The organism is Nesterenkonia sandarakina (genome assembly GCF_014138825.1).
GTDB classification, from domain to species: Bacteria; Actinomycetota; Actinomycetes; order Actinomycetales; family Micrococcaceae; genus Nesterenkonia; species Nesterenkonia sandarakina.
Genome location: NZ_JACJIH010000001.1, coordinates 1783122 through 1808812, shown reverse-complemented (window position 1 = coordinate 1808812; position 25691 = coordinate 1783122). Strand labels below are relative to the sequence as shown.

26 protein-coding genes are annotated in these 25691 nt (G+C 69.1%); 17 read left to right on the top strand and 9 right to left on the bottom strand.

From position 1 onward, the window contains the following. The first annotated feature begins 265 nt into the window (after positions 1-265). From idi to HNR24_RS08160, 6 genes are read left to right on the top strand one after another with little or no spacing between them, the layout of a single operon-like run. Positions 266-874, top strand: coding sequence for an isopentenyl-diphosphate Delta-isomerase (gene idi, locus HNR24_RS08185; protein ID WP_182495533.1), 609 nt, complete (start codon positions 266-268; stop codon positions 872-874). Next, the gene (locus HNR24_RS08180; RefSeq protein ID WP_058888247.1) at positions 871-1746 is read left to right on the top strand and encodes a phytoene/squalene synthase family protein; all 876 of its coding nucleotides are present in this window, start codon (positions 871-873) and stop codon (positions 1744-1746) included. Before idi ends, HNR24_RS08180 begins: the two co-directional genes overlap by 4 nt. Next, the gene (gene crtI / locus HNR24_RS08175) at positions 1746-3398 is read left to right on the top strand and encodes a phytoene desaturase family protein (RefSeq protein ID WP_182495532.1); all 1653 of its coding nucleotides are present in this window, start codon (positions 1746-1748) and stop codon (positions 3396-3398) included. Before HNR24_RS08180 ends, crtI begins: the two co-directional genes overlap by 1 nt. Before the next feature lie 6 nt (positions 3399-3404). After that, positions 3405-3758 (top strand): lycopene cyclase domain-containing protein, encoded by a 354-nt coding sequence (locus HNR24_RS08170; protein WP_182495531.1) that lies wholly within the window; start codon positions 3405-3407, stop codon positions 3756-3758. Then, the gene (locus tag HNR24_RS08165; RefSeq protein ID WP_182495530.1) at positions 3759-4109 is read left to right on the top strand and encodes a lycopene cyclase domain-containing protein; all 351 of its coding nucleotides are present in this window, start codon (positions 3759-3761) and stop codon (positions 4107-4109) included. Further along, positions 4106-4978 (top strand): prenyltransferase, encoded by an 873-nt coding sequence (locus HNR24_RS08160; RefSeq protein ID WP_182495529.1) that lies wholly within the window; start codon positions 4106-4108, stop codon positions 4976-4978. The genes HNR24_RS08165 and HNR24_RS08160 overlap by 4 nt, the downstream gene beginning before the upstream one ends. A gap of 57 nt (positions 4979-5035) precedes the next feature. Here the strand turns inward: HNR24_RS08160 and HNR24_RS08155 are convergent, their stop codons facing one another. The 3 genes from HNR24_RS08155 to purB all read right to left on the bottom strand — a co-directional run bounded on the left by HNR24_RS08155 (position 5036) and on the right by purB (position 7626). Next, positions 5036-5446, bottom strand: a complete 411-nt coding sequence (locus tag HNR24_RS08155) for a VOC family protein (RefSeq protein ID WP_182495528.1) — start codon at positions 5444-5446, stop codon at positions 5036-5038. A 108-nt stretch (positions 5447-5554) separates the two neighbouring features. After that, a complete protein-coding gene (locus HNR24_RS08150; protein WP_310735408.1) occupies positions 5555-6157 on the bottom strand; it encodes a sugar O-acetyltransferase in 603 nt (200 codons plus the stop codon). A gap of 23 nt (positions 6158-6180) precedes the next feature. Further along, positions 6181-7626 (bottom strand): adenylosuccinate lyase, encoded by a 1446-nt coding sequence (gene purB, locus HNR24_RS08145; protein ID WP_182495526.1) that lies wholly within the window; start codon positions 7624-7626, stop codon positions 6181-6183. Between the two features lie 173 nt (positions 7627-7799). Between purB and HNR24_RS08140 the strand changes: the two genes are divergently transcribed. Next, on the top strand, positions 7800-8264 hold the full coding sequence (locus HNR24_RS08140) for a hypothetical protein (RefSeq protein ID WP_058888252.1): 465 nt from the start codon (positions 7800-7802) through the stop codon (positions 8262-8264). Between the two features lie 6 nt (positions 8265-8270). Beyond that, the gene (locus HNR24_RS08135) at positions 8271-9776 is read left to right on the top strand and encodes an alpha/beta hydrolase family protein (RefSeq protein ID WP_058888253.1); all 1506 of its coding nucleotides are present in this window, start codon (positions 8271-8273) and stop codon (positions 9774-9776) included. Here HNR24_RS08135 and HNR24_RS08130 read toward each other — a convergent pair. Then, the gene (locus tag HNR24_RS08130) at positions 9732-10121 is read right to left on the bottom strand and encodes a phage holin family protein (RefSeq protein WP_058888809.1); all 390 of its coding nucleotides are present in this window, start codon (positions 10119-10121) and stop codon (positions 9732-9734) included. The genes HNR24_RS08135 and HNR24_RS08130 overlap by 45 nt on opposite strands. A gap of 1 nt (position 10122) precedes the next feature. On the opposite strand from HNR24_RS08130, the gene HNR24_RS08125 reads away from it, so the two are divergent. From HNR24_RS08125 to HNR24_RS08110, 4 genes are all read left to right on the top strand, one after another. After that, positions 10123-11229 carry a histidinol-phosphate transaminase gene (locus HNR24_RS08125; RefSeq protein ID WP_083504734.1) on the top strand — a complete coding sequence of 369 codons (1107 nt, stop codon included), beginning with the start codon at positions 10123-10125 and terminating at the stop codon, positions 11227-11229. Positions 11230-11307: 78 nt separating this feature from the next. Further along, complete coding sequence (locus HNR24_RS08120) at positions 11308-12444, top strand: thiamine pyrophosphate-dependent enzyme (protein WP_232301731.1); 1137 nt, start codon at positions 11308-11310, stop codon at positions 12442-12444. Then, on the top strand, positions 12441-13436 hold the full coding sequence (locus tag HNR24_RS08115) for an alpha-ketoacid dehydrogenase subunit beta (RefSeq protein ID WP_058888255.1): 996 nt from the start codon (positions 12441-12443) through the stop codon (positions 13434-13436). Before HNR24_RS08120 ends, HNR24_RS08115 begins: the two co-directional genes overlap by 4 nt. Positions 13437-13438: 2 nt before the next feature. Further along, the gene (locus tag HNR24_RS08110; RefSeq protein ID WP_182495524.1) at positions 13439-14983 is read left to right on the top strand and encodes a dihydrolipoamide acetyltransferase family protein; all 1545 of its coding nucleotides are present in this window, start codon (positions 13439-13441) and stop codon (positions 14981-14983) included. A 78-nt stretch (positions 14984-15061) separates the two neighbouring features. Here HNR24_RS08110 and HNR24_RS08105 read toward each other — a convergent pair whose 3' ends face one another. Continuing rightward, positions 15062-15769 (bottom strand): GerMN domain-containing protein, encoded by a 708-nt coding sequence (locus HNR24_RS08105; protein WP_182495523.1) that lies wholly within the window; start codon positions 15767-15769, stop codon positions 15062-15064. Between the two features lie 562 nt (positions 15770-16331). Between HNR24_RS08105 and HNR24_RS08100 the strand changes: the two genes are divergently transcribed. Both HNR24_RS08100 and HNR24_RS08095 read left to right on the top strand, forming a co-directional pair. Then, the gene (locus tag HNR24_RS08100; protein ID WP_058888258.1) at positions 16332-17177 is read left to right on the top strand and encodes an HpcH/HpaI aldolase/citrate lyase family protein; all 846 of its coding nucleotides are present in this window, start codon (positions 16332-16334) and stop codon (positions 17175-17177) included. A 68-nt stretch (positions 17178-17245) separates the two neighbouring features. After that, a complete protein-coding gene (locus HNR24_RS08095; protein ID WP_058888259.1) occupies positions 17246-18361 on the top strand; it encodes an enoyl-CoA hydratase/isomerase family protein in 1116 nt (371 codons plus the stop codon). A 34-nt stretch (positions 18362-18395) separates the two neighbouring features. On the opposite strand, the gene ald is transcribed toward HNR24_RS08095, so the two are convergent. Next, positions 18396-19508, bottom strand: a complete 1113-nt coding sequence (gene ald / locus HNR24_RS08090) for an alanine dehydrogenase (protein ID WP_182495522.1) — start codon at positions 19506-19508, stop codon at positions 18396-18398. 242 nt (positions 19509-19750) lie between these two features. Here ald and HNR24_RS08085 point away from each other — a divergent pair, with 242 nt between their 5' ends. Next, positions 19751-20563: a winged helix-turn-helix transcriptional regulator gene (locus tag HNR24_RS08085; RefSeq protein WP_058888261.1), complete on the top strand. Its 813-nt coding sequence runs from the start codon at positions 19751-19753 to the stop codon at positions 20561-20563. 57 nt (positions 20564-20620) lie between these two features. Beyond that, entirely contained in the window at positions 20621-21175 is a 555-nt protein-coding gene (locus HNR24_RS08080; protein ID WP_058888262.1) for an acyl-CoA thioesterase, read from the top strand. A 24-nt stretch (positions 21176-21199) separates the two neighbouring features. Here HNR24_RS08080 and HNR24_RS08075 read toward each other — a convergent pair whose 3' ends face one another. The 3 genes from HNR24_RS08075 to HNR24_RS08065 all read right to left on the bottom strand — a co-directional run bounded on the left by HNR24_RS08075 (position 21200) and on the right by HNR24_RS08065 (position 24407). After that, a complete protein-coding gene (locus tag HNR24_RS08075) occupies positions 21200-22444 on the bottom strand; it encodes a hypothetical protein (RefSeq protein WP_182495521.1) in 1245 nt (414 codons plus the stop codon). Between the two features lie 240 nt (positions 22445-22684). Continuing rightward, positions 22685-23686 carry an aldo/keto reductase family protein gene (locus HNR24_RS08070; protein WP_182495520.1) on the bottom strand — a complete coding sequence of 334 codons (1002 nt, stop codon included), beginning with the start codon at positions 23684-23686 and terminating at the stop codon, positions 22685-22687. Between the two features lie 52 nt (positions 23687-23738). Beyond that, the gene (locus HNR24_RS08065) at positions 23739-24407 is read right to left on the bottom strand and encodes a GntR family transcriptional regulator (RefSeq protein WP_058888265.1); all 669 of its coding nucleotides are present in this window, start codon (positions 24405-24407) and stop codon (positions 23739-23741) included. A gap of 127 nt (positions 24408-24534) precedes the next feature. On the opposite strand from HNR24_RS08065, the gene HNR24_RS08060 reads away from it, so the two are divergent. Beyond that, positions 24535-25611, top strand: coding sequence for a D-2-hydroxyacid dehydrogenase (locus tag HNR24_RS08060; RefSeq protein WP_182495519.1), 1077 nt, complete (start codon positions 24535-24537; stop codon positions 25609-25611). Positions 25612-25691 lie beyond the last annotated feature (80 nt).

The following is a 25691-nucleotide window of genomic DNA, read 5'->3' as shown; positions in this document are numbered from 1 at the left end:
GCCCACATCCTCGCTCGAAGATCTCCGCGGCCGGACAGTCCTGACCTGCCGCGGCACGTCCCGGCCAATCTAACACCGACGTCTCGGTGGACTCTGTGAAAGTCACCCCGAGTCATTCCGCCCCCTGCTCGGCGATCTCGGCGGTGCTCGGCGGGCTCGCCCCGGCGTCCCGAGTGGGTCGCACAGGCGTCACGGGCGCGTCTTATCCACGCCGCGACGGTCATGTGTCCCGCGGGCGGGCGGCTCGGGTAGCTATGCTCGATCCATGACCTCAGGCACGTCCTCGACCGAGGAACACGTCGTTCTCCTTTCCGAGGCAGGTGCGCCCGTCGGCTCGGCCCCTAAGGCCACGGTGCACACTGCCGAGACCCCGCTGCACCTGGGCTTCTCCTGCTACCTCTTCGACGCCGCGGGCAGGCTGCTGCTCACCCGCCGGGCGCTGTCGAAGACCACCTGGCCGGGTGTGTGGACCAACAGCTTCTGCGGGCACCCCGGCATGGGGGAGGAGCTCACCGAGGCGGTGCGCCGTCGGGCCCGCGACGAGCTCGGCGCCGAGCTCACCGAGATCCGCCCGCTGCTGCCGGAGTTCAGGTATCGCGCGGTGGACGCCAGCGGTGTCGTCGAGAACGAGATCTGCCCGGTCTTCACTGCGGTGCTGGACTCAGAGCTCACCCCGGCGGATGCTGAGGTCAGCCAGTGGCAATGGGTGGACGCCGAGGCGCTGAAGCGGGCCGTGGCGGAGGCGCCCTACGCGTTCAGCCCCTGGATGGTCGAGCAGCTCGCCGCCCTCGCGCAGCGCGAGCCCGCAGATCAGCCCGACGCCGCAGATCAGAACAGCCCCGCGCCGCGGCCCGGCTGGGGTGCCCCCGCGTGAGCGCACCCGTCGATCCGGCCGAGCACTTCACCCAGACCGCCCGTGCTGCGGCGGATCGTGTGATCTCCTCCTACTCGACCTCGTTCGGACTGGCCACGAAGCTGCTCGGGCCGCGCCACCGCAGCCATGTGCGCAGCCTCTACGCCCTGGTGCGGGTGGCCGACGAGGTCGTCGACGGCGCCGCCAGCGCCGCCGGCCTGGACCCGGCTGAGAAGGCCGAAGCGCTGGAGCACTACGCCGAGGAGACCCGCCGCGCGCTGCAGCGCGGCTACAGCACCGACCTGGTGGTGCATGCCTTCGCGCGCACCGCTCTGGAGGCGCAGATCGGAGCGGATCTGATCGACCCGTTCTTCGACTCGATGCGTGCCGATCTGGAACCTGCCGCCTATGGCGCCGCCGAGCACCAGGACTACGTCTACGGCTCCGCCGAGGTGATCGGGCTGATGTGCCTGCAGGTGTTCCTGCGCGAGGAGCAGCCCACACCGGCGGAGCGCAAGACCCTGGTCCATGGGGCACGGGCGCTGGGAGCGGCGTTCCAGAACATCAACTTCCTGCGCGACCTGGCAGAGGACACCGGCGAGCTCGGACGCGACTATCTGGGCGGCGGGACCGGGATGACCGAGGCCCAGCGCCAACAGTGGGTGAACACGGTCCGGCTCCAGCTCGCCGATGCCCGCGCCGCCATGCCGCTGCTGCCGCGCGATGCGCGCACCGCGGTGCGCAGCGCCTGCGCACTCTTCGAAGCGCTGCTGGAGAAGATCGCGGTGACCCCGGTCGAGGAGCTCTACCATTCCCGGGTCCGGGTCTCCAACGCCTGCAAAGCAGGACTGGCCGCCCGGGCCGCCCTGAGAACACGACTGGAGACCCACTGATGCCTCGCACCATAGTGATCGGCGCCGGAGTCGCCGGACTTGCCAGCGCCGCGCTGCTGGCCCGAGAAGGCCATGACGTCCTGGTCCTGGAGAAGGGGAAGCGGACCGGAGGCCGCGCCGGGATGCTGGCGGAGGACGGCTTCCGATTCGACACCGGGCCCTCCTGGTACCTGATGCCCTCGGTGTTCGAACACTTCTACAACCTGATGGGCACCACCGCGGCCGAGCAGCTCACGCTGGTGGACCTGGACCCCGCCTACCGGGTCTACTCCGAGCCCGAACCCGGCCAGGCGCCCCCTGCCCCGGTGGATCTGCCCAAGGGTGCGGAGCGGGTCCGGGCACTCTTCGAGGAGCTGGAACCTGGCAGCGGCCCGGCCCTGGAGAAGTACATCGCCTCCGCCAAGCGCACCACCGCGATCGCCGAGCGGCGCTTCCTCTACAACCCGTTCAAGCGGCTGAACAACCTGGCGGTGCCCGAGGTGCTCAAGTCCGCGCCTGAGCTCGCGCAGCTGCTGCTGACCTCGCTGGAACGTTTCGTGCAGCGCCGGTTCAAGCACCCGGTGCTGCGCCAGATCCTCGGCTACCCCGCGGTCTTCCTTGGCACCCGCCCGCAGGACGCCCCGGCCATGTACCACCTGATGAGCGCCTTGGACCTCGACGACGGCGTGCGCTACCCGATGGGTGGATTCTGGGAGGTCCTGGCGAGCTTCCGACGGCTTGCTGAGGGTGCGGGAGCCCAGATCACCACCGGCGCGGAGGTCATCGAGATCCTCACCGAAGCCTCACCGCGCACCGGGTTCGGCTCCCGGCTCAAGACCGGCGGACAGCGCGTCGCCACGGGCGTGCGCTGGCGCGACGAGCATGGCACCGTGCACACCGAGCACGCCGATCATGTGGTCTCCGCGGCCGATCTGCACCACACCGAGACCGCCCTGCTCGCCGAGGTGGACCGCAGCTACCCCGAGAGCTGGTGGGACAAGGTCACCTCCGGCCCCGGCGCAGTGCTGGTGATGCTGGGCGTGCGCGGGAAGCTCCCCGAGCTGGCCCACCACTCGCTGTTCTTCACCCAGGACTGGACGGCGAACTTCGAGTCCATCTTCGGGGAGAACCCCTCCGTCCCGACGCCGGCCTCCTCCTACGTCTGCCGAGCCAGCGCAAGCGAGCCGGGTCTGGCGCCGGAGGACCATGAGAACCTCTTCGTGCTGATCCCGGTCCCCGCCGACGTCTCCCTGGGTGCGGGCGGCCGCGACGGCGCCGGTGACCCGGCCGTGGAGCAGATCGCACAGGCCGCGATCGAGCAGATCGGCGGCTGGGCGGGGATCGAGGACTTCGAAGAGAGGATCGTGCTGCGCGAGACCATCGGCCCGGCCGATTTCGCGGCGGACTACAACTCCTGGCGGGGTTCGGTGCTGGGACAGGCGCACACGCTGCGGCAGTCCGCGATGTTCCGCCCGCAGAACGTCTCACCGAAGGTGCGCGGCCTCTATTACGCCGGAGGCACCGTGGCGCCGGGCATCGGGGTGCCGATGTGCCTGATCAGCGCGGAGCTGGTGCTCAAGCATCTGCGACGCGACTACAGCGCCGGCCCGCTGCGCCCGGACTCCCTGGGCGCCGGCACTCTGGAAACCCGCGCTGGCGGGAAGGCGGGCTGAGCGAGCGTGTCCTTCCTCTACCTGGCCGGACTGCTGGGAGCCGCCTTCTGCATGCTGCTCATCGATCGGCGCTTCCGGCTCTTCTTCTTCGCGGATCCGCGCGTGGCCACGCTGGTGACCCTGCTCGGCGTCGTCTTCTTCCTGCTCTGGGACTTCGCCGGGATAGGACTGGGGATCTTCCTGATGGGGGAGAGCCGCTACCTCACCGGGGTGGTGCTCGGACCTGAGATGCCGCTGGAGGAGCCGGTGTTCCTGGCGTTTCTGAGCCTGTGCACCATGATCATCTACACCGGTGCTGCGAAGCTCCTCAGTCACCGGGCGCAGCGCCGCTCGAGCACACCCAGTGCGGGGGTGTCCTGAATGGCGTACCTGTGGCTGAGCCTGGCCTTCATGGTGCCGGCGGTGCTCGCCGCGGTGCTGCTGCGCCGCGAGATCCACTGGGGCGCGGTGGGCCTGACGACCCTGGTCCTGCTGAGCCTGACCGCGGTGTTCGACAATGTGATCATCGGCCTGGACATCGTGCGCTACGGCCACGAGCAGCTGATGGGCCTCTACCTGGGCCTGGCTCCGCTGGAGGACTTCAGCTACTCGCTGGCCGCGGTGCTGGGGCTGCCTGCTCTGTGGCATCTGATGCGGCGTCGGAAGCTCGCCCGCGCCGCTGACCGGCCCGGGCCCAGGGTCCAGCCCCGCCCCGGGCGGGGACGCCGATGAACGTGGGCCTGATCCGCGAGCTGCTGTTGTCCTCACGCCCGTTCAGCTGGATCAACACGGCGTTCCCCTTCGCCGCGGCGTATCTCTTCGCGACGCGCGAGCTCGACTGGGTGCTGGTGCTCGGCGCGCTGTTCTTCCTGGTCCCCTATAACGTGGCGATGTACGGGATCAACGACGTCTTCGACTACGAATCTGACCTGCGCAACCCGCGCAAGGGCGGCATCGAGGGCGCGCTGCTGGATCCCTCGCTGCACTCGACCGTGCTGTGGATCTCTGCGCTGAGCACACTGCCGCCGGCGCTGCTGCTGATGCTCGGCGGCGGTCCCGCCACCTGGGCCGCGATGCTGGTGAGCCTGTTCGCCGTCGCCGCCTATTCGGTCAAGGGGCTCCGGTTCAAGGAGCGTCCGTTCCTGGACTCGGTGACCTCCAGCACGCACTTCGTGAGCCCTGCCGTGGTCGGTTTCGCGCTCGCCCACGACCGGGTCGGCTACACCCCGAGTCCCACCGTGATGATCATCCTGGCCGCGTTCTTCCTCTGGGGAATGGCCGCCCATGCCTTCGGTGCGGTCCAGGACGTGGTGCCCGACCGGGAGGGCGGGATCTCCTCGGTGGCGACCGCGATCGGGGCGCGGCCCACGGTGCGGATGGCGGTGCTGCTCTGGGCCGGCGCCGGTGTGCTGCTGCTCCTGGCGCCATGGCCCACCCCGCTCGCGGCGCTGCTGGTGGTCCCCTATATGGCGATCTCCCTGCCCTGGTTCAACGTCACCGATGCGACCTCGGCCGGGGTGAACGCCGCGTGGCGCCGCTTCATCTGGCTGAACTACGGCTGCGGGTTCCTCGGCACGATGCTGCTGATCTGGGTGTGGTGAAGCGCGGTGTGGTGGAGCAGGCCGTGGTGGAGCAGGGTGAGGCGGGGCGGTTCGGAATCAGTGAGAGGCGTTGACCATCCACGGGACCCCGAACTTGTCCGTGAGCATCCCGAAGGTGTCGCCCCAGGGTGACTTCGCCAGGGGCTCGGTGACCTGCGCCCCTTCAGAGAGCTTCTCCCACCACTGCACCAGGGTCGCATGCTCGGCGTCGTCGGCTTCACTGTTGCTCAGCGAGACCGTGCCCAGCACGCTGGTCATCCCTGGAGGCGCATCGGCTGCCATCAGATGCATCCCACGGTCGAGGAAGAGCGACCCATGCATGATCAGATCCTTGGTCTCATCCTCAGCGCCCATGCCCTGGCCGAAGGTCATCATCTCCAGCTCTCCGCCAAGGGCCGAGTGATAGAACTCCAGGGCGTGGCGGGCGGTTCCGGGGAACTGCAGGTAGGGGGTCAGGCCGATGGTCATGACGAGCCTTTCATGGGGGATCTCAGGTTGACCCCGCCATTCTGACCTGACCGCGCGTCCAGCGGAAGTGCTGCAGGCCCCGCGAACCGGACGCCGCGCGGGTGCGGCTCAGCTCTGCAGTGACCGGATGACCCGTGCCGGGTTTCCCACCGCCACGGAGTTCGCGGGGATGTCGCGGGTGACCACGGAGCCGGCGCCGATCACGGCGTTGCGGCCGATGGTGACCCCGGGGCAGACGATGACGCCGCCGCCGAGCCAGACGTTCTCCTCGAGCGTGATCGGCTCCGCGGACTCCCACTTGGCCCGGCGCGGGCCCGGCTCCAACGGGTGGATCGGGGTCAGCAGCTGCACATTGGGACCCAGCAGGCAGTCTGCGCCGATGCGGATCGGAGCGACGTCCAGAGCCACCAGGCCGGTGTTGATGAAGACCCGGTCACCGATGGACATATGCGCGCCATAGTCCACTGAGAGCGGGGGACGGATCGCCACGTCCTCGCCGAGCTCACCGATCAGCTGGGGCAGCAGGGCGGCGGCGTCGTCGTCCTCACCCTGGGATGCAGCCTGGCTGTAGCGGTGCGCCAGCTGATGCGCCGCGAAGGCCCGTTGCAGGATCTCCTCATCGGCCCGGTACCAGTGTCCGTCGCGCAGCCGCTGGTACTGGCTCCGGTGGTCATCGGCGAAGGGCCCGTGGTCGAAGTCTTTCTGGTCCACGGCTCCGTGGTCCATGCGCTCGATCAGCCGAACTCTCGGGCGAGGTGAGCGGCCAGGCCGGTGTAGCTGCCGGGGGTCAGCTGGGCGAGTCGAGCCTCGGCGTCCTTGCTCAGTCCCAGTCCGGTGACGAACCGCTTGAGCTTCTCGGCGTCCACCCGGCGACCGCGGGTGAGCTCCTTGAGCCGCTCATAGGGGTCCTCCATGCCCGCGACCCCGGCGATCGCCTCGGCGCGCATCACGGTCTGGATGGCCTCGCCGAGGACCTCCCAGTTCGCGTCGAGATCCGCAGCGATCACCTCCGCGGCGACGTCGAGCTGCTTGAGTCCCTTGCTGATGTTGCTCAGCGCCAGCACCGAGTGCCCGATCGCGGTGCCGATGTTGCGCTGACCGGAGGAGTCGGTGAGGTCGCGCTGCCAGCGGGACTCCACCAGGGTGGCGCCCAGCGCGTCGAGCAGCGCGTTGGAGATCTCCAGGTTGGCCTCGGCGTTCTCGAACCGGATCGGGTTGACCTTATGCGGCATGGTGGAGGAGCCGGTGGCGCCGGCCACCGGGATCTGCCGGAAGAACCCGATCGAGATGTAGCTCCAGACGTCCACGCAGAGCCCGTGCAGGATCCGGTTGAACCGGGCCATGTCCGCGTAGAGCTCGGCCTGGTAGTCATGGGACTCGATCTGGGTGGTCAGCGGGTTGAAGGTCAGACCCAGCTTCTCCACGAAGCGCTGCGCCAGTGACGGCCAGTCCGCCTCGGGCGCGGCGGCCAGGTGCGCCGCGTAGGTGCCGGTGGCGCCGTTGATCTTGCCCAGGAACTCCTGGGACTCGATCCGGCGCAGCTGCCGGCGCAGCCGGTGCACGAAGACCGCGACCTCCTTGCCCAGCGTGGTCGGGGTGGCAGGCTGTCCGTGGGTGCGCGAGAGCATCGGCACCTCGGCGGCGTCCTGGGCCAGCGTGGCCAGTCCGTCCAGGGCGGTGCGGGCGGCGGGCAGCCAGACCTCGGCCACGGCGTCGCGGATCCCCAGCGCGTAGGAGAGGTTGTTGATGTCCTCGCTGGTGCAGGCGAAGTGCACCAGCGGGGTGAGCTCGCTCAGCCCCAGCCCCTCCAGGCGGCGCGCGATGAAGTACTCCACGGCCTTCACATCGTGGTGGGTCTGCGCCTCGATGGCGCCTAGCTCCTGAAGCTGCTCGGTGCCGAACTCGGTGACGATGCCGCGCAGCCCGCTGACCTGCTCCTCTGTGAGGGTGGGGAGCCCGGAGAGCACCTGCTCGGCGCAGAGGTGGATGAACCATTCCACCTCCACGTGGAGCCGGTGCCGGTTCAGCGCCGCCTCGGAGAGGTGATCCACCAGCGGCGCCACGGCGCTGCGGTAGCGCCCGTCCAGCGCGCCCAGCGCGATCTGCGGCTGCGCATCGGCGAGCCGGACGCGGTTCGAAGAGTCGGTGGTCGCGGCGGAAGCATCAGTGGAGTTGGCCATGGCGTCGATTCTTTCATGAGTTTTCCCCAGTCCCGGCGACGACGACGCCGCCGTCACGGGTCTTCCACCAGCGCCGCGGCGCCGGGAAGCCCAGCGGCTGCCGTGCCTAGATTGATCACTCTCAGCGGGAGCAGCGGGCCTCGCGAATCCCCAGGCACAAGGAGTGATCAGGCGTGATCTTCTCTCGGGCGGCACAGCAGTTCGACGAGGCGGCAGAGCACTATGAGCAGGCGGCCCGGCGGCTGGATGAGGTCGTCGAGCACGGCGATGCCTGTGTGCGGGCGGTCTTCGCCGGGTGTGAGCAGCTGCAATGGCGCTCGCCCGCGGCGCAGGCGTTCACCGCGCTGACCTTCCACCACGTCGAGCAGTGCCGGCGGCGGCAGTCACGGGCATTGGAGATGTCCGTCGCTGCGCGGGTGATCGCCGCAGACCTGCGCGAGCAGGCTCACCTCGCGCGTCTGTTGGCTCTCGCGGTGGACGCCGCAGAGCAGGCCCTGCCCGCCATGGCAGCCGAGGGTCACCGGGAGCAACTGATCCACGGCGCCCGGGGCGCATCGCAGAGCGCCAAGGGGTTCCTGGATTTCGTGGAGTCCTGTGGCGGGCTCCCGCTGGCTCATCTGGCCGCAGCGGACCGGTGAGCTGCGATGTTCGTGATCACCGAGGACCATTTCGGCGGGCCCGCCCCGCGTGAGTTCACCGTGCAGGCCCACGGGGGGCCCACGGAGGTGAACCTGGTGCTGGAGAGTCTGCTGGTCGCCGCCCAGGGGCTGAGTGTGGCCAGCAGCATCGCTGAGGAGCAGCGCGACGCGCTGGGAGCTCTGAGCGCCGAGCTCTTCGGCTCCGGGTCCGCGCTCGCGCTGCACTGGCGGATCCCGCTGCTGGGTGCGCAGCTGGGGATCAGCCTCGCAGAGACGGCGGCGGGGGTCTTCGCCATGGAGCAGACGGCCCAGGCGGTGCGCACCGCCCAGGAGCGCTACCGGGAGACCGAGGCGCAGCTGGCGGCCGCGCTGGGCACCGCGCGCCACCTCGCGCAGTTCCCCGAGATCCAGCCGCACCTGCTGGATCCGCAGGGAGACAAGGCGCTCGCCGACGCATGGGGTCGCACCGCGCTGGTCAGCCTGGGTCAGGGCTCGCAGCTGCTGCTGAGCCTGCTCGCCAGGAAACACCCGATGCTGCGGGCCTCCGGGGAGGGGCTCGGACTGGTCACCCAGTCACTGCTGGAGAAGGCCCGCCGGGTCTCCCGTGAGAGCACCCAGACGCTGAGTCCGCAGACCCAGGCCCTGCCCGGTGAACCGGTGGAACGGCTCAGCGAGCACCTGCAGGCCCAGGCCGAGGTCGCCGCGCTCGGAGACTTCAGCATCTCCTCACGGGAGCAGCCGGGCGAACGTCCGCGTCACGTCATCCACATCCCCGGGCTCGAGCTGCCCGAGGAGCTTGCGGAGCTGGATCTCGATGGCCTGGCCGCCGGCGAGCTGGATCTCAGCGCAGGGCGCGGCCTCAACAGCCTCCTGGACGCGGGGACCAACGACTCCGCGCACCTCCAAGGCGTGATCGATCAGGCGCTGGAGGACTCCGGAGCGCTGCCAGGCGACGAGCTGGTCATCACCGGATATTCCCTGGGCGGGCTGCACGCGTTGAACATCGCCTCCGGCGGTGCCCTGGCGAAGAAGTATCGGATCTCCCAGGTCGCCACGGTGGCCGCGCCGAACCGGGCGGGAGCCACGCTCCCCGGCATCCGGACCACCAGCTTCCAGGACGCCAATGACCCGGTGCCGGGCCTGCTCGGCGGGCCCGGTGAACTCTCCGCCGATCGGATCCGGGTCACCTACGAGCACCAGGACCCCGCGGCGCAGCCCGGCGGGATCTTCGGGGCCAGCCACAGCTTCACCCACAACATCGACGCCATCGCCCGGCTGCAGGACGAGGCCCCCGCACATCTGGACGAGGGTCAGCGGGCCCAGCTCGAAGAGCTCGACGAGTCACTTCGCGGGGATCCTCAGGCCCGGGTCTATTCCACCGAATGGGACTCCGAGGGGGTGGCGCAGCTCGAGGCGGCCGTGACGGAACTCGCGGGCCGGCTGCAGAAGTTCCCCGAGCGCGGCGCCTCAGGTGTTGAGCGGGCGCAGGATGAACTGGTTGAGCAGCGCTGAGACCAGGGAGACCACGATGGACCCGAGGACCGCGCTCCAGAAGAGGTCCTCCACCACGAAGTGCACTGGAGTCCAGGAGGTCAGCCAGGCGGTGAGCATCAGCATGCCGGCGTTGATGACCACGGCGAAGAGCCCCAGGGTGAGGCAGGTGATCGGCAGCGAGAGCAGCGAGATGATCGGCTTGATCACCACGTTGACCAGACCGAAGACGGCCCCGACGAAGAGGAAGGCCAGGATGGTCGCACCGGTGCCCTGTTCGGCGCCGTCCATGTAGATGCCGGGAATGACGAAGGCCGCGGCGGCGAGGGCCAGGGCATTCAAAATAATTGCCAGTAGGATTCTCACGATGACTATGTTCTCACGCGCCGGGTCGATCACCCCACGGGAAAGCGTCAGCCTTCTGCCCGCCTATGCCGCAGGCAAGCCGCCACGGGCAGCAGAGGGTCTCACGCCGTATAAGCTCTCCTCCAATGAGAATCCGCTGGGGCCGGTCCCCGCGGTCACTCAGGCGATGGCAGCCGTGGACACCTTGCACCGCTACCCGCACCCCAACGCCGAGAATCTCCGCGCCGGGCTGGCTGAGGTCCTCGAGGTCCCGGTGGAGGACATCGTCGCAGGCACCGGAAGCCTCGGGGCGCTGACCCAGATCATCAACGCCTTCGCCGGTTCCAACAGCGACGGCAGCCAGGACGAGGTCATCTATGCCTGGCGCTCCTTCGAGGCCTACCCGATCGTGGTGCGCACAGCCGGTGCCAAGGACGTCGCCGTCCCGGTGGCCGAAGACGGCCGTCACGACCTCGAGGCGATGCTCGCCGCGATCACTGCACAGACCAAGGTGCTGCTGCTGTGCACCCCGAACAATCCCACCGGGCCGGCGCTGCGGCACAGCGAGGTCGAGGCCTTCCTGGCGAAGGTGCCGGGCGACGTCGTCGTGGTCATCGATGAGGCCTACCAGGAGTTCGTCCGCACCGAGGACCCGCTGGACGCGCTCGCCCTGTACCGCAGGCACCCCAACGTGGCGGTGCTGCGGACCTTCTCCAAGGCCCACGGGCTGGCCGCGCTGCGCGTGGGCTATTCCATCGCCGGTCCCGAGATCACCCGACACCTGCGCGTGGTGGCGGCACCATTCGGCGTCTCCACCCTGGCCGAGGTCGCGGCGCTGGCCTCCCTGGAGCACCTGGATCAGGTCATGGAGCGGGTGGACTCGCTGGTCGCCGAGCGGGACCGGGTCGCCGCCGCTCTGGCCGAGGCTGGCTGGACGATCCCCGAGGCGCAGGGCAACTTCGTCTGGCTCCCGCTCAGGGAGCGCACCGCGGAGTTCACCGAGGCTGCCGGGCTGCAGGCGCTGGCAGTCCGCGGCTTCCCCGGGGAGGGGGTCCGGGTCACCATCGGCGAGGTCGAAGCCAATGATCGATTCATCGAGTTGTGCCGGACCTACAGGTTCGAAGCCTGAGTCAAGCTGACACAATGAGCGATGGCCATCCTGACCTGCAGGGTGTCCATCAGCGGTGCCGTCGGAGAGGATCACACTGTGCAGCCAGAAGAGGTGCAGCCCGTCCAGCTGCTCACCCCTGAGGGAAAGCTTGCCGAGAACGAGGTCTACACCCCGTTCATCGCGGAGCTGGGTGCGGAGCAGCTCCGTGAGCTCTACCGCTATATGGCCATGGAGCGTCGGCTCGATGCCGAGGCCACCTCGCTGCAGCGTCAGGGCCAGCTCGCGCTCTGGGCGCCGGCGCTCGGTCAAGAGGCCGCCCAGGTGGGCACCATCGCGGCGATCAAATCCTCGGACATGGTGTTCCCCACCTACCGTGAGCACGCCATGGCGCTCTACCGCGGGATCTCGCCGGAGGAGCTGCTGACCATGTTCCGGGCCACCCGGCACACCGGCTGGGACCCGCGCAAGCACAACTTCCACATCTACACCCTGGTGCTCGCCGCGCAGACCCTCCACGCCGCAGGCTGGGCGATGGGGATCAACCAGGACCTGCGGATGGGCAGCCTGTCGCGGGACCGCGCCGAGGACGAGATCGTCGTGGCCTGCATCGGCGACGGCGCCACCAGCCAGGGCGACGCCCACGAATCCATGGTCTTCGCCGCCTCCTACGAGCTGCCCCTGCTCTACTTCATCCAGAACAACCACTGGGCGATCTCGGTGCCCACCCGGACCCAGTCCCGCAGCCCGCTGGTGAACCGCGCCACGGGCTACGGCTTCGAGGGCGTCCGGGTCGACGGCAACGACGTGCTGGCGAGCTACGCGGTCGCGACCAAGCTCTCCGCAGAGATCCGCGCCGGCGCGGGACCCAAGCTCATCGAATCGGTCACCTACCGGATGGGCGCCCACACCACGGCGGATGACCCCACCAAATACCGCAGCTCCGAAGAGGAGCAGCTCTGGAAGGGTCGGGACCCGATCGCGCGCTACCAGACCTGGCTGCGCGCAGCAGGCCACGCCGATGAGGGCTTCTTCGCCGAGGTCGACGCCGAGTACAAGGACCTGGCCGCCGATATGCGGCGCTCCGTGCTGGCCATGGAGTCCATCGATCTGGAACGAGTCTTCGACACCGTGTACTCAGAGCCGCACGGCCAGGTCGAGACCGAGAAGGCCTGGTTGAAGGACTACGAAGCAGGATTCGCCGAGGAGCAGACGGAGGCGGGCACCGCAGGATGAGCGCGATCAAAGAGATGGTCATGGCCAAGGCGATCACCGCGGCCCTGCGCGATGAGCTCGCCGCGGATGAGAAGACGCTGCTCATCGGCGAGGACATCGGGGCGCTCGGCGGCGTCTTCCGGGTCACCGAGGGGCTGCAGGCCGAGTTCGGCACGCACCGGGTGATCGACTCGCCGCTGGCCGAGTCCGGCATCGTCGGCACCAGCATCGGCATGGCGATGCGCGGCTACCGCCCGGTGGCCGAGATCCAGTTCGACGGCTTCGTCTTCCCCGCGTTCAACCAGATCACCACCCAGCTGGCCAAGATGCACAACCGCACCGACGGCCGGGTCAAGGTCCCGGTGACGATCAGACTGCCCTATGGAGGGCACATCGGCTCGATCGAACACCACTCCGAATCGCCTGAGGCGCTCTTCGCGCACACCGCGGGGCTGCGCATCGTGGCGCCGTCGAACCCGCAGGACGCCTACTGGATGACCCGCCAGGCCATCGTCAGCGACGACCCGGTGATCATCCTCGAGCCCAAGCGCCGCTACTGGCTCAAGGGCAAGGTCGACCTGGAGAACCCAGCGCCGGACGCGTTCCGCGCCCAGGTCATCCGCGAGGGCACCGACGCCACGATCGCCACCTACGGTCCGCTGGTGCCGGTGGCGCTGGCCGCGGCTGAGGCCGCCCGGGCGGAGGACCGCAGCATCGAGGTGGTGGACATCCGCTCGATCAGCCCGCTCGACGACGAGACCATCGCCCGCTCCGCAGCGAAGACCCAGCGGCTGATCGTCGCCCACGAGGCACCGACCTTCGGCGGGATAGGCGGAGAGATCGCCGCACGCGTGGCCGAACGCGCCCATCACCGACTGCTGTCCCCGGTGCTGCGCGTGGGCGGATTCCACATGCCCTACCCGCCCTCGTCCCAGGAGCACCGCTACCTTCCAGACATCGATCGGATGCTGGAAGCCGTGGACCGCAGCTTCAGCTACCAGAGGAGTGCCTGAGCATGGCTGAGACCTTCAACCTTCCCGACGTCGGCGAGGGCCTGACCGAGGCCGAGGTCGTCACCTGGCGCACCACGGTGGGCGCGACCGTGGAGGTCAACGACATCGTGGTCGAGATCGAGACTGCCAAGTCCCTGGTCGAGCTGCCGGTGCCCTACGCCGGAGTCGTCACCGAGCTGCTCGCCGCCGAGGGCGAGACCATCGAGGTCGGCGCCCCGCTGATCCGGATCGCCGCCGAGGGGGAGGAGACCCGGACCGACCCGGACTCGGGCTCCGCCGAACCCGATCTCGGCTCAGGTGCCGACTCGGGCGCGGACTCGGGTGTGCCAGAGAGCGACGAGCAGCCCGCAGCGGAGGAGAAGCCGGGCCGCCAGCGCTCCGGGCGTGCGAAGAAGGCCGCCGCCCAGAAGCGCGAGAAATCAGAGCGCGGGAGCTCCGAGCGCACAGACTCGACCCCTGAGTCGAGCTCCGCACAGAACGAGGCCCTGGTCGGGTCCGGCCCCAAGGCCGACTCCACCGCTCGCCGCGTCCGGACCCGCTCCACGGCGCCGGACCTGATCGACCTCGAGGGCCTGGAGATCGCCGCCCCCGCCCCTGCCGGCGGGGCGTATACCGACATCGCTGACATCGTCGCTCGGGCCAGTCCTCCGGTGCGCGCCCTGGCCAAGCGCCTCGGCGTCGCCGTCTGGGAGCTCGTCGGCTCCGGTCGCAATGGGCAGATCACCCGAGACGACGTGGAGCGCCAGGCGCAGCAGAAGCGGGAACAGCGCGCCTCGGGGCAGACCCCGGCGACCGGGGCTCCGGCGACCAGTCATCGCAAGGCCACTCCGGCCGAGGAGGGGCTGCTCTACGAGGGTCCGCGCGAGGAGAACATCCAGGTCCGGGGTGTGCGCAAGGCGACTGCGCGCAACGTGACCGCCTCGGCGACCACCGTGCCGCATGTCTCTGTGTTCAAAGAGGTCGATGTCACGCGCACCATGGAGCTGCGCCAGGTGCTGAAGAAGGACCCCTCCTATGAGGGGCTGAGCGTGTCCCCGATGCTCTTCGCCGCCAAGGCGATCATCTGGGCGGCGCGGCGCAACCCGCAGGTCAACGCCACCTGGCATGACACGCACTACACGTTGAGGAACTACGTCAACCTCGGAGTCGCCGCGGCGACCCCGCGCGGGCTTGTGGTCCCGGTGATCCATGAGGCCCATGCCTTCAACACCCGGGGCCTGGCCGCGGCGCTCACTGCGCTGACCATCGACGCACGCGAGGGCCGGACCACCCCGGGGGAGATGCGGGGCGGCACGGTCTCGATCACCAATATCGGCACCCTGGGACTGGACAGCGGAACCCCGATCCTGCCGCCGGGCCAGGCCTCGATCGTGGCGCTGGGCGCGGTGCGGAAGAAGCCCTGGGTCGTGGAGGGACAGATCGTGCCGCGGGATGTGATGGTGATCGGCGGGTCCTTCGACCATCGGCTCATCGACGGGGACCTCGCGGGCCGGTTCATCTCCGACGTGGCCGCAGTGATGGAACAGCCCGGCCTGCTGATCGACTAGCCCGGCTGATCGACTAGCCCGGGGGCCGCCGTCCAGCCACCTCGCCGGTGGTGTGGGGCGCTTTGGTCGGTCCTGTGCTCAACGCTCGATCTGATCGATCTGCAGCGGCTCGCGGTCCACGGGAAGTCCCAGCAGCTGGGCCAGCGGTTGACCATCGACGGTCACCTCGCTGGAGGTGGCGCCGGTGGCCATGCTGGCCGTGGTCTCGATCTGGGTCAGGATCTGCCAGGACTCGCACTCTCCTGAGCTGACCGGCTGACCGCTCAGTGCCACCACAGCCGTGTCCTCGTCGACCTCCACGGAGTCGACTTCCAGCTCCTCGGAGGCGGCGAGCGGGTTGGTGAAGGCCGGCGACCCGTGGGAGACGAGCTGGTCGTCGATCAGGAACTCCAGCGCCGCGACCGCCGGATCCTCGGTGACCATCGGCACCGAGCGGATGACCGAGACGGTGTCGCCGCAGCCGAAGGCCTCGGTCCGGGCGATCTCGATCTCCTGGGTCTGCTGCGCCCCGTCGGTCTCCTGGACCGGGCTGCCCGGCGCCTGGTCGTCTTCCAAGGTGCCCCCTGGCTGCGAGGTGTCCTGTGTCTGACCGTCCGGGCTGAGCATCGCCAGCGGGAGCCGCACCGAGTCGTCCCCCTCCACCTCGGGCTGCGGAATCGCGTTCTCAACAGCGTCCTGTTCCCCCGACTCCGGATCCGAGGAGCCGCAGCCCGCGAGCAGCAGTGCCAGCCCGAGGCAGCTCGCAGCGGCGCGCGTGCGAGCGCGGGGGCGCAGGGTGGCAGTCATGGCACCAGAATAAGAGCTGGGTCCCGGCACACCGAATCGGCTCCCTCGCTGAGGTGCGCTTTGGCTGCATCCAGCGCTTGGGTGGCGCATCGCTTGGGTGTCGCAGGGGGGGGAGTGGCTGGCGCGCGGCCCGGTGCCCTCGCGGGCGGGGGTGCAATGACGGGGGTCGACCCTCCGCCCGCGGCGTGGGTTCAGGAAACCGGATGCACTCGGGGCGGCAGTGGTGCACCCGGCCAGCAGTTCCTTCCCACAGGGCGAGCGCGGCCAGGAGATCGGGGGTCCTGAAACCGCGTCCGGGATCAAAGCCCAAGCCATATATTTCAAACTTGAACTTCAATCATCTTCGAGTCTGCGATGCCGCCGGGCCGATGTCAACATCTCACCAGCGCCAGGTGCGCAGCGCCCACGGCGTGCCCCGTGTGCCCCCGCCCGCCCTGCGTGCCCCGAGTGCCTCCACCCGCCCTGTGTCCCCCACCGCCTGCCGCAGGGCAACTCCTGGTGGGGCGCGGTTCTCGCAGCACCCGCCACCGGCTCTGGAGAGCATCTCCGGTAGGCTGGAGCCATGCCCATCCGGAACCGTCGCGCGGCCGCGCTTCCCGCCAAACTTTCCCGCTCCTGGCTGTTGATCAACGCCGCCAAGGAGCAGGACTTCGCACCCGGACTGGCCAGCGAGGCCGACTCTGTGATCTTCGATCTGGAGGCCTCGGTCCCTGACGACGGCAAGGTCGCCGCCCGTGAGGCGGTGCTGCGTGCGCTCAACGGCGGCATGACCGCCTGGGTCCGGGTCAGCCCCACCACCTCCGAGCACTGGGAGGAGGACCTCGCCGTGCTCTCCCGGGCCGACGGGCTGCGCGGGGTGATGCTCGCCGAGACCGAGCACCCCGAGCAGGTCACCTACACCGCGATGCGACTGCGCGCCGGGACTCCGGTCATCGCGCTCATCGAGTCTGCGCTCGGCGTGGAGAACGCGACCCAGATCGCCTCAGCCCCAGGGACCTTCCGGCTGGCCTTCGGCACCAACGACTTCCGCAAGGACGTGGGCGTCTCCGCTGACCCCATGGCGCTCGCCTACGCGCGGGCCCGACTGGTCATCGCCTCCCGCGTCGGGGGGCTCCCCGGTGCCATCGACGGGCCGACCGCCGCCGACGCGGATCCGGCGCAGACCGCGGAGGCCTGCGCCGTGACCGCCAGCATGGGCATGACCGGCAAGCTCTCGCTGAACCGGGCGCAGGTCGAGCACATCAACACCGGTCTGGCCCCGTCAGAGGATGAGCTGAACTGGGCTCGCGAGCTCATCGAAGCCCACGAGGCCGGAGGCTCCATCGGCGACGGCTCGTATCTGCCGCGCCTGGCCCGGGCCCAGAAGATCGCCTCACTGGCGGACTCCTACGGGCTCTGGAACGCCTGACCCGCATTCGAGGCTCGCGCCGAGGACACTTTTGAGTCACGTGCCGGGCCCCGTGTAACCTCTGTCACATGGGCAGGGAGACGTATACCGGTGATGTGGCCTTCGAGCTGCGCGGACATCTTGGCATCATCACGCTGAATCGACCGCATGCGGTGAATGCGCTGACCCAGTTGATGTGTGAGTGCATCCTGGTCCAGCTCCAGGACTGGGCCGTGGACGATCGGGTGGATCAGGTGCTCATCCGCGGGGCCGGAGACCGAGGTCTCTGCGCCGGCGGCGACGTCTCCAGCCTCTACCAGGAGATGGTCCGGCTCCAGGAGCACGACGGCGGCGGGATCCTCCCCGACGGGACGCCCGGTTACGCCGCCGATTTCGTCAGCGAGTCCTTCCTGGCCACCGAGTACGCGCTGAACCTCACCATCGCCGAGTACCCCAAGCCCTACATCGCCCTGATGGACGGGCTGGTGCTCGGCGGGGGCATCGGGGTCTCCGCCCACGGATCCCACCGCGTGGTCACCGAACGCACCCGCGCCGGCATGCCCGAGACCACCATCGGCTTCGCCCCCGACGTCGGAGGCACCTGGCTCCTGGGCAGGGCTCCGGGTTTCCTGGGGCTGCACGCGGGACTCACCGGTGCCCACCTCGACGCCGCCGACACCCTCGCCCTGGGCCTGGCCGACGTCGAAGTGCGCGGCGAGGACCTGCCCGAGCTGATCCAGGCGCTGAGCACGGAGCCGGTGACCGAGGCGCTGCCTCGGTTCACCCGCAACCCGGAGGCCTCCGCACTTGCGCAGTCGCAGGCCTGGATCGACCAGGCCTACGCCGCGCCGAGCGTGGAGGAGCTGCTTGATCGCCTCGATGAGCTCGCGCCGAGCGCACCAGGCGCGGCGACCGCTGTGAAGTCCCTGCGCGGGAAGTCCCCGACCTCTCTGAAGGTCACGCACCGCGCGATCCTCGCCGCCCAGGAGCTTTCCCTGCCTGAGGCGCTCGAGAGGGAGTTCACCATCGCGGTGCACATGCTGCGCTCGGCGGACTTCCGAGAGGGCATCCGAGCCCAGGTCATCGACAAGGACCGGACCCCGCATTGGAACCCCGGAACGCTCGAGGCCGTGGATGCGGCGCTGGTGGAGACCTACTTCACTGTGGTGCCCGGGCGTGAGCTCGAAGACCGCCAGAGCTTCTGAGCTGGGGCAGGCCTGAGCGGCCTGCCCCAGCTGCTCAGGCCAGCACGTCCGCCATGGCGCGGTGCGGCGCCCCCAGGGCCTGGGCCACGGGGGCGTTGGTGAGCTCCCCGGCGTGGACGTTGAGCCCGTTGGCCAGATGCGGGTCCTCCCGCAGCGCCTGCTTCCACCCCTTGTCCGCCAGGGCGAAGATATAGCGCAGCGTGGAGTTCGTCAGGGCGGCCGTGGAGGTGTGCGGCACCGCCCCGGGCATGTTCGCCACGCAGTAGTAGATCTGCTCCCCGATATGGAAGGTGGGATCGGCGTGGGTGGTGGGGCGGGAGCCCTCGAAGCAGCCCCCCTGGTCGATCGCGATGTCCACCAGGACCGAGCCCGGACGCATGGCGGCGGCCATCTCCCGGGTCACCAGCTTCGGGGCGGTGGCTCCCGGGACCAGCACCGAACCGATCACCAGATCGGCGGCGGCGACCTCCTCGGTCAGGGTCAGCGTGTTCGAGGCCAGCGTGGTCAGACCGCGTCCGGAGAGTGCCGAGAGCTCGCGGAGCCGTTCGATGTTCAGGTCCAGCACCGTGACATCGGCACCCATGCCCAGTGCGGTCAGCGCCGCCTGCTCCCCGGCCTTGCCGCCGCCGATGACGACCACCTTCGCGGGGCGGGCGCCGGGGACGCCGCCGATCAGGATGCCCGGGCCTCCCTGGGAGTGCATCAGGTGGTAGGCGCCCACCTGCGGCGCCAGGCGCCCGGCGACCTCACTCATCGGAGCCAGCAGCGGCAGGCCGTGGGAGCCGGTGACGGTCTCATAGGCGATCGCCGTGACGCTGCGCTCCTGCAGGGCGCGTGCACAGTCCGGTTCCGCTGCGAGGTGCAGATAGGTGAAGAGCACCTGACCGGAGCGCATGCGGGGGAACTCCTCCGCCTGCGGCTCCTTGACCTTCAGAATCATCTCGGCCTGCTCCCAGACCGCGTCGGCGCCGTCGAGGATCTCGGCACCCGCGGCCCGGTAGTCCTGATCAGTGAAGCCGGAACCGGTGCCGGCTCCGGCCTCCAGCAGCACCCGGTGTCCGCGGGCCGTGAGGTCCACCGCTCCGGCGGGGGTCAGCGCCACTCGATATTCGTTGTTCTTCACTTCGGCGGGGACTCCGATGATCATCTGTTCTCCTCAGTAGGTGCCAGGTAGGGCGGGTCAGCGGGTGAACCAGTGACGGACGGCGGGTGATATCGGTCACTGCGGACAGTCTTTCACGAAATCGGATCCCGCTTCGAGGTGCTCAGGGGTCAGACTGTTGTTGCGCCTGGGGCTTCGGCCTAGGATCGAAGGTCGAGAGTCTGTAGAGTTCCGGGACATCTGCCACGCCTGAGGAGGCAGTTCAGGAAGAAATCGCGGGAGGTGTCATGGCGGGGGAGAACGGTGCCGGGCCTGCGCAAGGGTCCCCGGAGGCGACCCTGCGGCCCGCCGAGCCGCCCAGGCTCGCGGTCTCCTCCCCGGTGCTGATCCTGGGTGGTCCCTCGCCGGCGGCCTCGGAGCTCAGCCAGCGACTGCGTGGGATCGACGTGAAGGTGCTGCTGGCCTCCAGCGCAGAGGCCGCCCGGCAGGCGATCCAGGTGGAGAACCCGGAGCTGTTCGTGGTCGATGCCCGCGCCAGTCGTCAGGTGACCGATATGGAACGGGTGCTTCAGGACCTGCGCTCGAGCGCAGACCCGTCCGCGGTGCTGCACTGGTTCGACGCCGGGATTGAGCTGGAATCGGTGCTGAGGGCCGTGCACCCCCAGGATGACCATATGGCCGGAGCAATCACGGTGCAGGAGGCGCTGCGCCGGCTGCACTTCATCACGGCTCGGCTCCCGCAGCGCAGTGAAGGGGAGCGGCTGCTGGTCGGGGACCTCGAGCTGGACACCGCCGCGCGCACCGTGCGCCGCGGCGGACGCGACATCGACCTCTCCGACACTGAGTTTCGGCTGCTGCGACTCCTGATGCTCCACGCCAGGACGGTGCTGCCCAAGGCGGAGATCCTGCAGCAGGTCTGGGAGTATGAGTTCGCCGGGCAGGCGAACATCGTGGAGCTCTACATCTCTTATGTGCGCAAGAAGATCGAGGCCGACATGCCCCGCATGATCCACACCGTCCGCGGAGCGGGCTACGTGCTGCGCGCCGCGGAATCCAGCACCGCTGGTTCGCCCTCGGCGCCCTCCGCGGCATCGGGGTGAAGTCGCGCACCGCAGACCAAGTTATTACTCAGCGGTAGCTTATGGCACACTGTGCCCATGCATGTGATCTTCCGCACCCTGCTGGTGCTGCTGCGCGCCCGACGTCGACCTCCCATCTCTGTCTGGGAGTCTTCGGTGCTCACCCTGCGAGCACTGCCCACCGATATCGACATCGCCCGGCACATCAACAATGGCCAGTACTTCTCGCTCTTTGACCTCGGACGATTCGATCTGATGGCGCGCTCTGGCCTGTGGGCGCAGATGAAGAAGCGCGGATGGTCCCCGGTGGTCCAGTCCGAGCAGATCACCTTCCGACGCTCGGTCACCTTCATGACGCGGTTCGAGATCCACACCCGGATGATCGGCTTCGATGAGAAGTGCTTCTACTTCGAGCAGCGCGCAGTGGTCGACGGCGAGATCTACGTCCGCGCGCATATCGCGGGACGGCTGCTCTCCCGCAATGGGCCGGTCTCCAACGCCGAGATCCTCGACGCGATCCAGGACCTCGGGCATGAGGTGCCCGAAGACCTCACGATCGGGGAGGAGCTTGCGAACTGGCGCCGCGACTCCGCGCTTCCGGCGGCGCGGAAGCCGGCCCCCAACACCTGGTGAGCCCGATCAGCGAGCGGAGCCTGATCAGCGGGCGGAGCCTGATCGGCGAGACGCCAGCATCATGGCCGCAGCACCGGCGAGGATCGCCAGCAGCGCCAGCGTGAGGGCTATTGCGGTCTGGGCGGTGCTCAAACCGGTCGCCGCGAGCGCCGAGTCCTCCGCCGGCTGAGCCGCCGCCGGGTCCTCGTGGGAGTCCCCACGCTCAGGCGTCGGTGAGGCCGAGTCTGGGGAGCTGGGGGATCCCTGACCTGGCAGCGCGTAGCCGGGCATGCCGGGAATGGGAGGGCCGCTGAGCCTCGAGTCGGAGGTCGCCCCCGCGGAGCTGCTCGGGGAGCTGCTCGCGGTGCTGGGAGCGGTGGCCGACCCGGGGCGCTCTGCGCTCGGGCTGCCCGGCGCCGGATCCAGCTGACTCGGTGGGGCGGGCTGCTCGGCGTCGTCGGCGTCGCCGGGCGTGGATGCCAGACCGATGTTGCAGCGGTCCGAGACCGGGTCGCCGTTGGGATCGACTCCCCGAACCGCGAAATCATCCTGGGAGGCACCGGGAGGCAGCGGCGAGGGTGCCTGGTAATAGACCACGCCGCCCTCGATCCAGATCTCTGCTCCGGTCAGGCTCGAGCCCACGGTGAGGTCGCTCAGGCTGCTGCTCATCTGAAGCCGCAGCGTCTGGGTCTGACCGGGGTAGGCGAATGCCGAGCCGCACTGCAGATAGTGCTCGCCCTGCGCGGGGGCCGAGGTCCCCTCACCGGGATCGGAGGGAAGGCCTGGCGGGGGCTCCTCCTCGGAGGGTTCGGGCTCGGGAGTCACCGGATCCGGGGCGCTGGGATCTGCGGGATCCGGCTCGGTGCTCCCGGGGTCCGTGGGCTCCGGCTGGGTGGGCTCTGGCTGTGTCGGGCCCGGCTCGGTGGGTTCTGGCTCTGTGGGATCCGGTTCCGTGGGTTCCGGCTGCGTCGGGCCCGGCGCGGGAGTCTCCGTGGGGTCCCCCGGCACGGTCGGATCCAGCGGCGCCTCGGTCGGATCCTCGCTGAGACCCTCGACAGGGTCCGACGGTTCAGGGCTGGACTCTTCAGAGGGTGCATCCGGCGATGCACTGGATGGCGCAGGACTCGCGCCCTGGGTGTCCTGGGTCGAGCTGGGACCGACGACGTCGTCCTGGGTCTGCATCGTGGCAGGGGATTCCGAGACTGGCGCGGGGGATGCGATGGCGGCCGTGGGGGACGCACCCAGGAGCAGGGTCACGCTGAGCAGGGCGGCACCGCCGAGGGGGGCCACACCCCGTGCTCCAGGCTTCATCCGGTCCCGCCCCCTGTTATCTGGCCGCGCTCATGTTCAGCCGGCTGTCCATGTCTTCAGTCCAGCGGCCAGTGTACGTTCCACGCCACCGATTTCATAACGATACGGTAAAGGTGACCAGATTCTGAGACCGGTGAATCGACGAGGCCCCCGGTGCGCTGCGGCACCGGGGGCCTCACCGTTGGACCGCTGCGCGGCCGGCGGAGAGTCGGGGCGTGCTCAGCTCAGCCGGGTCTCGGGGGACTTCGTCAGGCGGGCATCCTGCTCGGCGAGATCCCCGATCACCGCGTCGATCGCGTGCATCGCGGCATCATCAAGGGTGACCCCGGCCGCAGCGACGTTGCCGGCGATCTGTTCCGGCCGGGACGCGCCGACCAGGGCGGAGGCGACGTTCGGGTTCTGCAGCACCCAGGCCACGGCGAGCTGCGCGAGATCCAGCCCGTGGTCTGCCGCGATTGGTTTGAGATTCTGCACCGCGGTGAGGATCTCCTCGTCCATATAGCGCTCGATGAACTTTCCGGCCTCCTTGTCGGAGGCGCGAGAGCCCTCAGGTGCGGGCTGACCCGGCAGGTATTTCCCGGTCAGCACGCCCTGGGCGATGGGGGACCACACGATCTGGGAGATCCCGAGATCCTCGGAGGCCGGCACCACCTCGGGTTCGATGACTCGCCAGAGCATGTTGTACTGCGGCTGATTGCTGATCAGCTGCACGCGCAGGTCCTTGGCCAATGCGTGGCCGGCGCGCAGCTGATCAGCGGTCCACTCAGAGACCCCGATGTAGAGCGCCTTGCCGGCGCGCACCACATCGGCGAAGGCCTGCATGGTCTCCTCCAGCGGCGTCTCATGGTCATAGCGGTGTGCCTGATAGAGATCCACGTAATCGGTGCCCAGCCGGGTCAGCGAGCCGTTGATCGACTCCAAGATGTGCTTGCGGGAGAGCCCGGTGTCGTTGGGGCCCTTGGGGCCGGTGGGGAAGTAGACCTTGGTGAAGATCTCCAGGGATTCCCGGCGCTGACCTGCCAATGCGTCGCCGAGCACCTGCTCCGCCACGGTGTTGGCATAGACGTCAGCGGTGTCGAAGGTGGTGATTCCGACGTCGAGGGCGGCGTGGACGCAGCTGGTCGCGACCTCGTTCTCGATCTGGGAACCGTGGGTCAACCAGTTTCCATAGGTGATCTCTGAGATCTTCAAGCCTGAATGTCCGAGATATCTGAATTCCATTACTTGACCCTAGCGCCGTCGGCTCTGCCGGACCATAGGTTCGGCCAAGAGTTCACCGAGACGCTCTGACCAGGCGATCCAAGGCTTCCTGCATATGTTCCTCGATCTCGCGCACCAGCCCGGCGTCATCACCGGAGGCGATGGCCTCGACGATGCGGGAGTGTTCTGCGACCTGGTCCTCCGGGTCGAAATAGGTGCCCTGCAGCGCCGTCATGCACATCCTGGTCTCCACCATCAGGGTCTCGTGGACCCGGTGGAGCCGGGGGCTCCCCGCGAGGCTCACCAGCTCCTCATGGAAGGCGAAGTCTGCATCTGCCAGCGCCTGCAGGTCCCCGGAGGCGGCGGCCGCCGCCATCGCGGCCGCGCGGGCACGCAGTCTCGCGGCACCTTCACCCGCTGACTCCCCGTGGGCCACTGCCCGGGCCGCGGCAGTCTCGATCGCGGTGCGGGTGAGGTAGAGGTCGCGGATCTCGGTCTCGTCGAGCTCCTTCACGAAGAGTCCCCGGTTGAGCTCGCTGCGCACCAGCCCCTCCTGGACCAGTCGCTGCATGGCCTCGCGCAGCGGGCCGCGGCTCACACCGAACTCGGCGGCCAGCGTCGCTTCGGAGAGCTGGGCGCCTGCGGGCAGCGCGCCGCGCATGATGCCCTCGCGCAGCTGGCGGGTGATCAGCGAGGAGGTGGATTCGCGGGGGACGGGCTGGAAGCCTGATGCAGAACTCATGGCATCTCCGGATTGTTGACAATCTTCACAGGTATTCATAGCATAGCCGCACCTGGCGAGGGAAGCTCAGCAGCGGGGGACAGCCCCGGCCGGGCAGCCATCATGAGCCAGAGAGGGGCAGGTGGATATGACACCAGCACGACCGATCATCACCGTTCTGTGTCCGCGAGCCGATCCCGGGGCAGCGGCAGCAGCTGATCAGCCTGCCGAGCTGCACCGACCTGAGCTGGATCGACCTGAGCTGCATCGACCCGAGCTGCATCGACCCGAGCTGCATCGACCTGAGGGGCTGGAGTCCCTGCAGGCGCGCGCGGAGCTGCGCTACACCGATGCCGACGGGCTCGGGGCCGCGATCGAAGGTGCCCAGGTTCTCTTCCTCTGGGACTTCTTCTCCCCGGCGGTGCAGCAGGCCTGGCCCCGGGCGGGTGCCCTGGAATGGATCCACGTGGCCGCCGCGGGGGTGGATGCCCTGATGTTCGATGAGCTCAGCGGCTCTGAGGTGGTCGTGACCAACGCGCAGGGCATCTTTGACCGTCCGATCGCGGAGTACGTGCTGGCCGCGATCTTCGCCCACGCCAAAGACTTCGCGGCAAGCCAGCGACACCAGCAGCAGGCCCAGTGGGTCCACCGCGAGACCAAGAGGGTGCAGGGCACCTCCGCGCTGATCATCGGCACCGGGGCGATCGGGCGTGAGACCGCGCGTCTGCTGCGTGCGGTGGGGATCAAGGTCACCGGCGCCGGACGCACTGCGCGGGAAGAGGACCCAGACTTCGGCACTGTGGTGCAGAGTGCGCAGCTTCGTCAGCACATCGGCGGCTTCGACCACATCATCAATGCCGCACCGCTCACCGCGCAGACGGCCGGGCTGATCGGGGCCGAGTCGCTGGCAGCGGTGCGCCCCGGCGCGCACCTGATCAACATCGGGCGCGGTGAATCAGTGGACGAGACGGCGCTTCTCGAGGCCCTGCAGACCGGGAACCTGGCGCGCGCCACCCTCGACGTCTTCGCCCAGGAGCCGCTGCCGAAAGACTCCCCGCTCTGGGCGATGGACTCGGTGACCATCTCCGCCCACATGTCAGGAGACGTGCACGGCTGGCGTGCGGCGCTGGCGGAACAGTTCCGGGACAACGCCGAGCGCTGGCTCGACGGGCAGGAGCTGAAGAACCTCGTGGACACCGCCAAGGGATACGTCCCCCGGCACTGAGCCCAGCCCCAGCACCGCCGAGCCCTGCCGGACACCCAGCCCGCCGACCACCGATCGATCCCATCCCATAAGCCGCACCA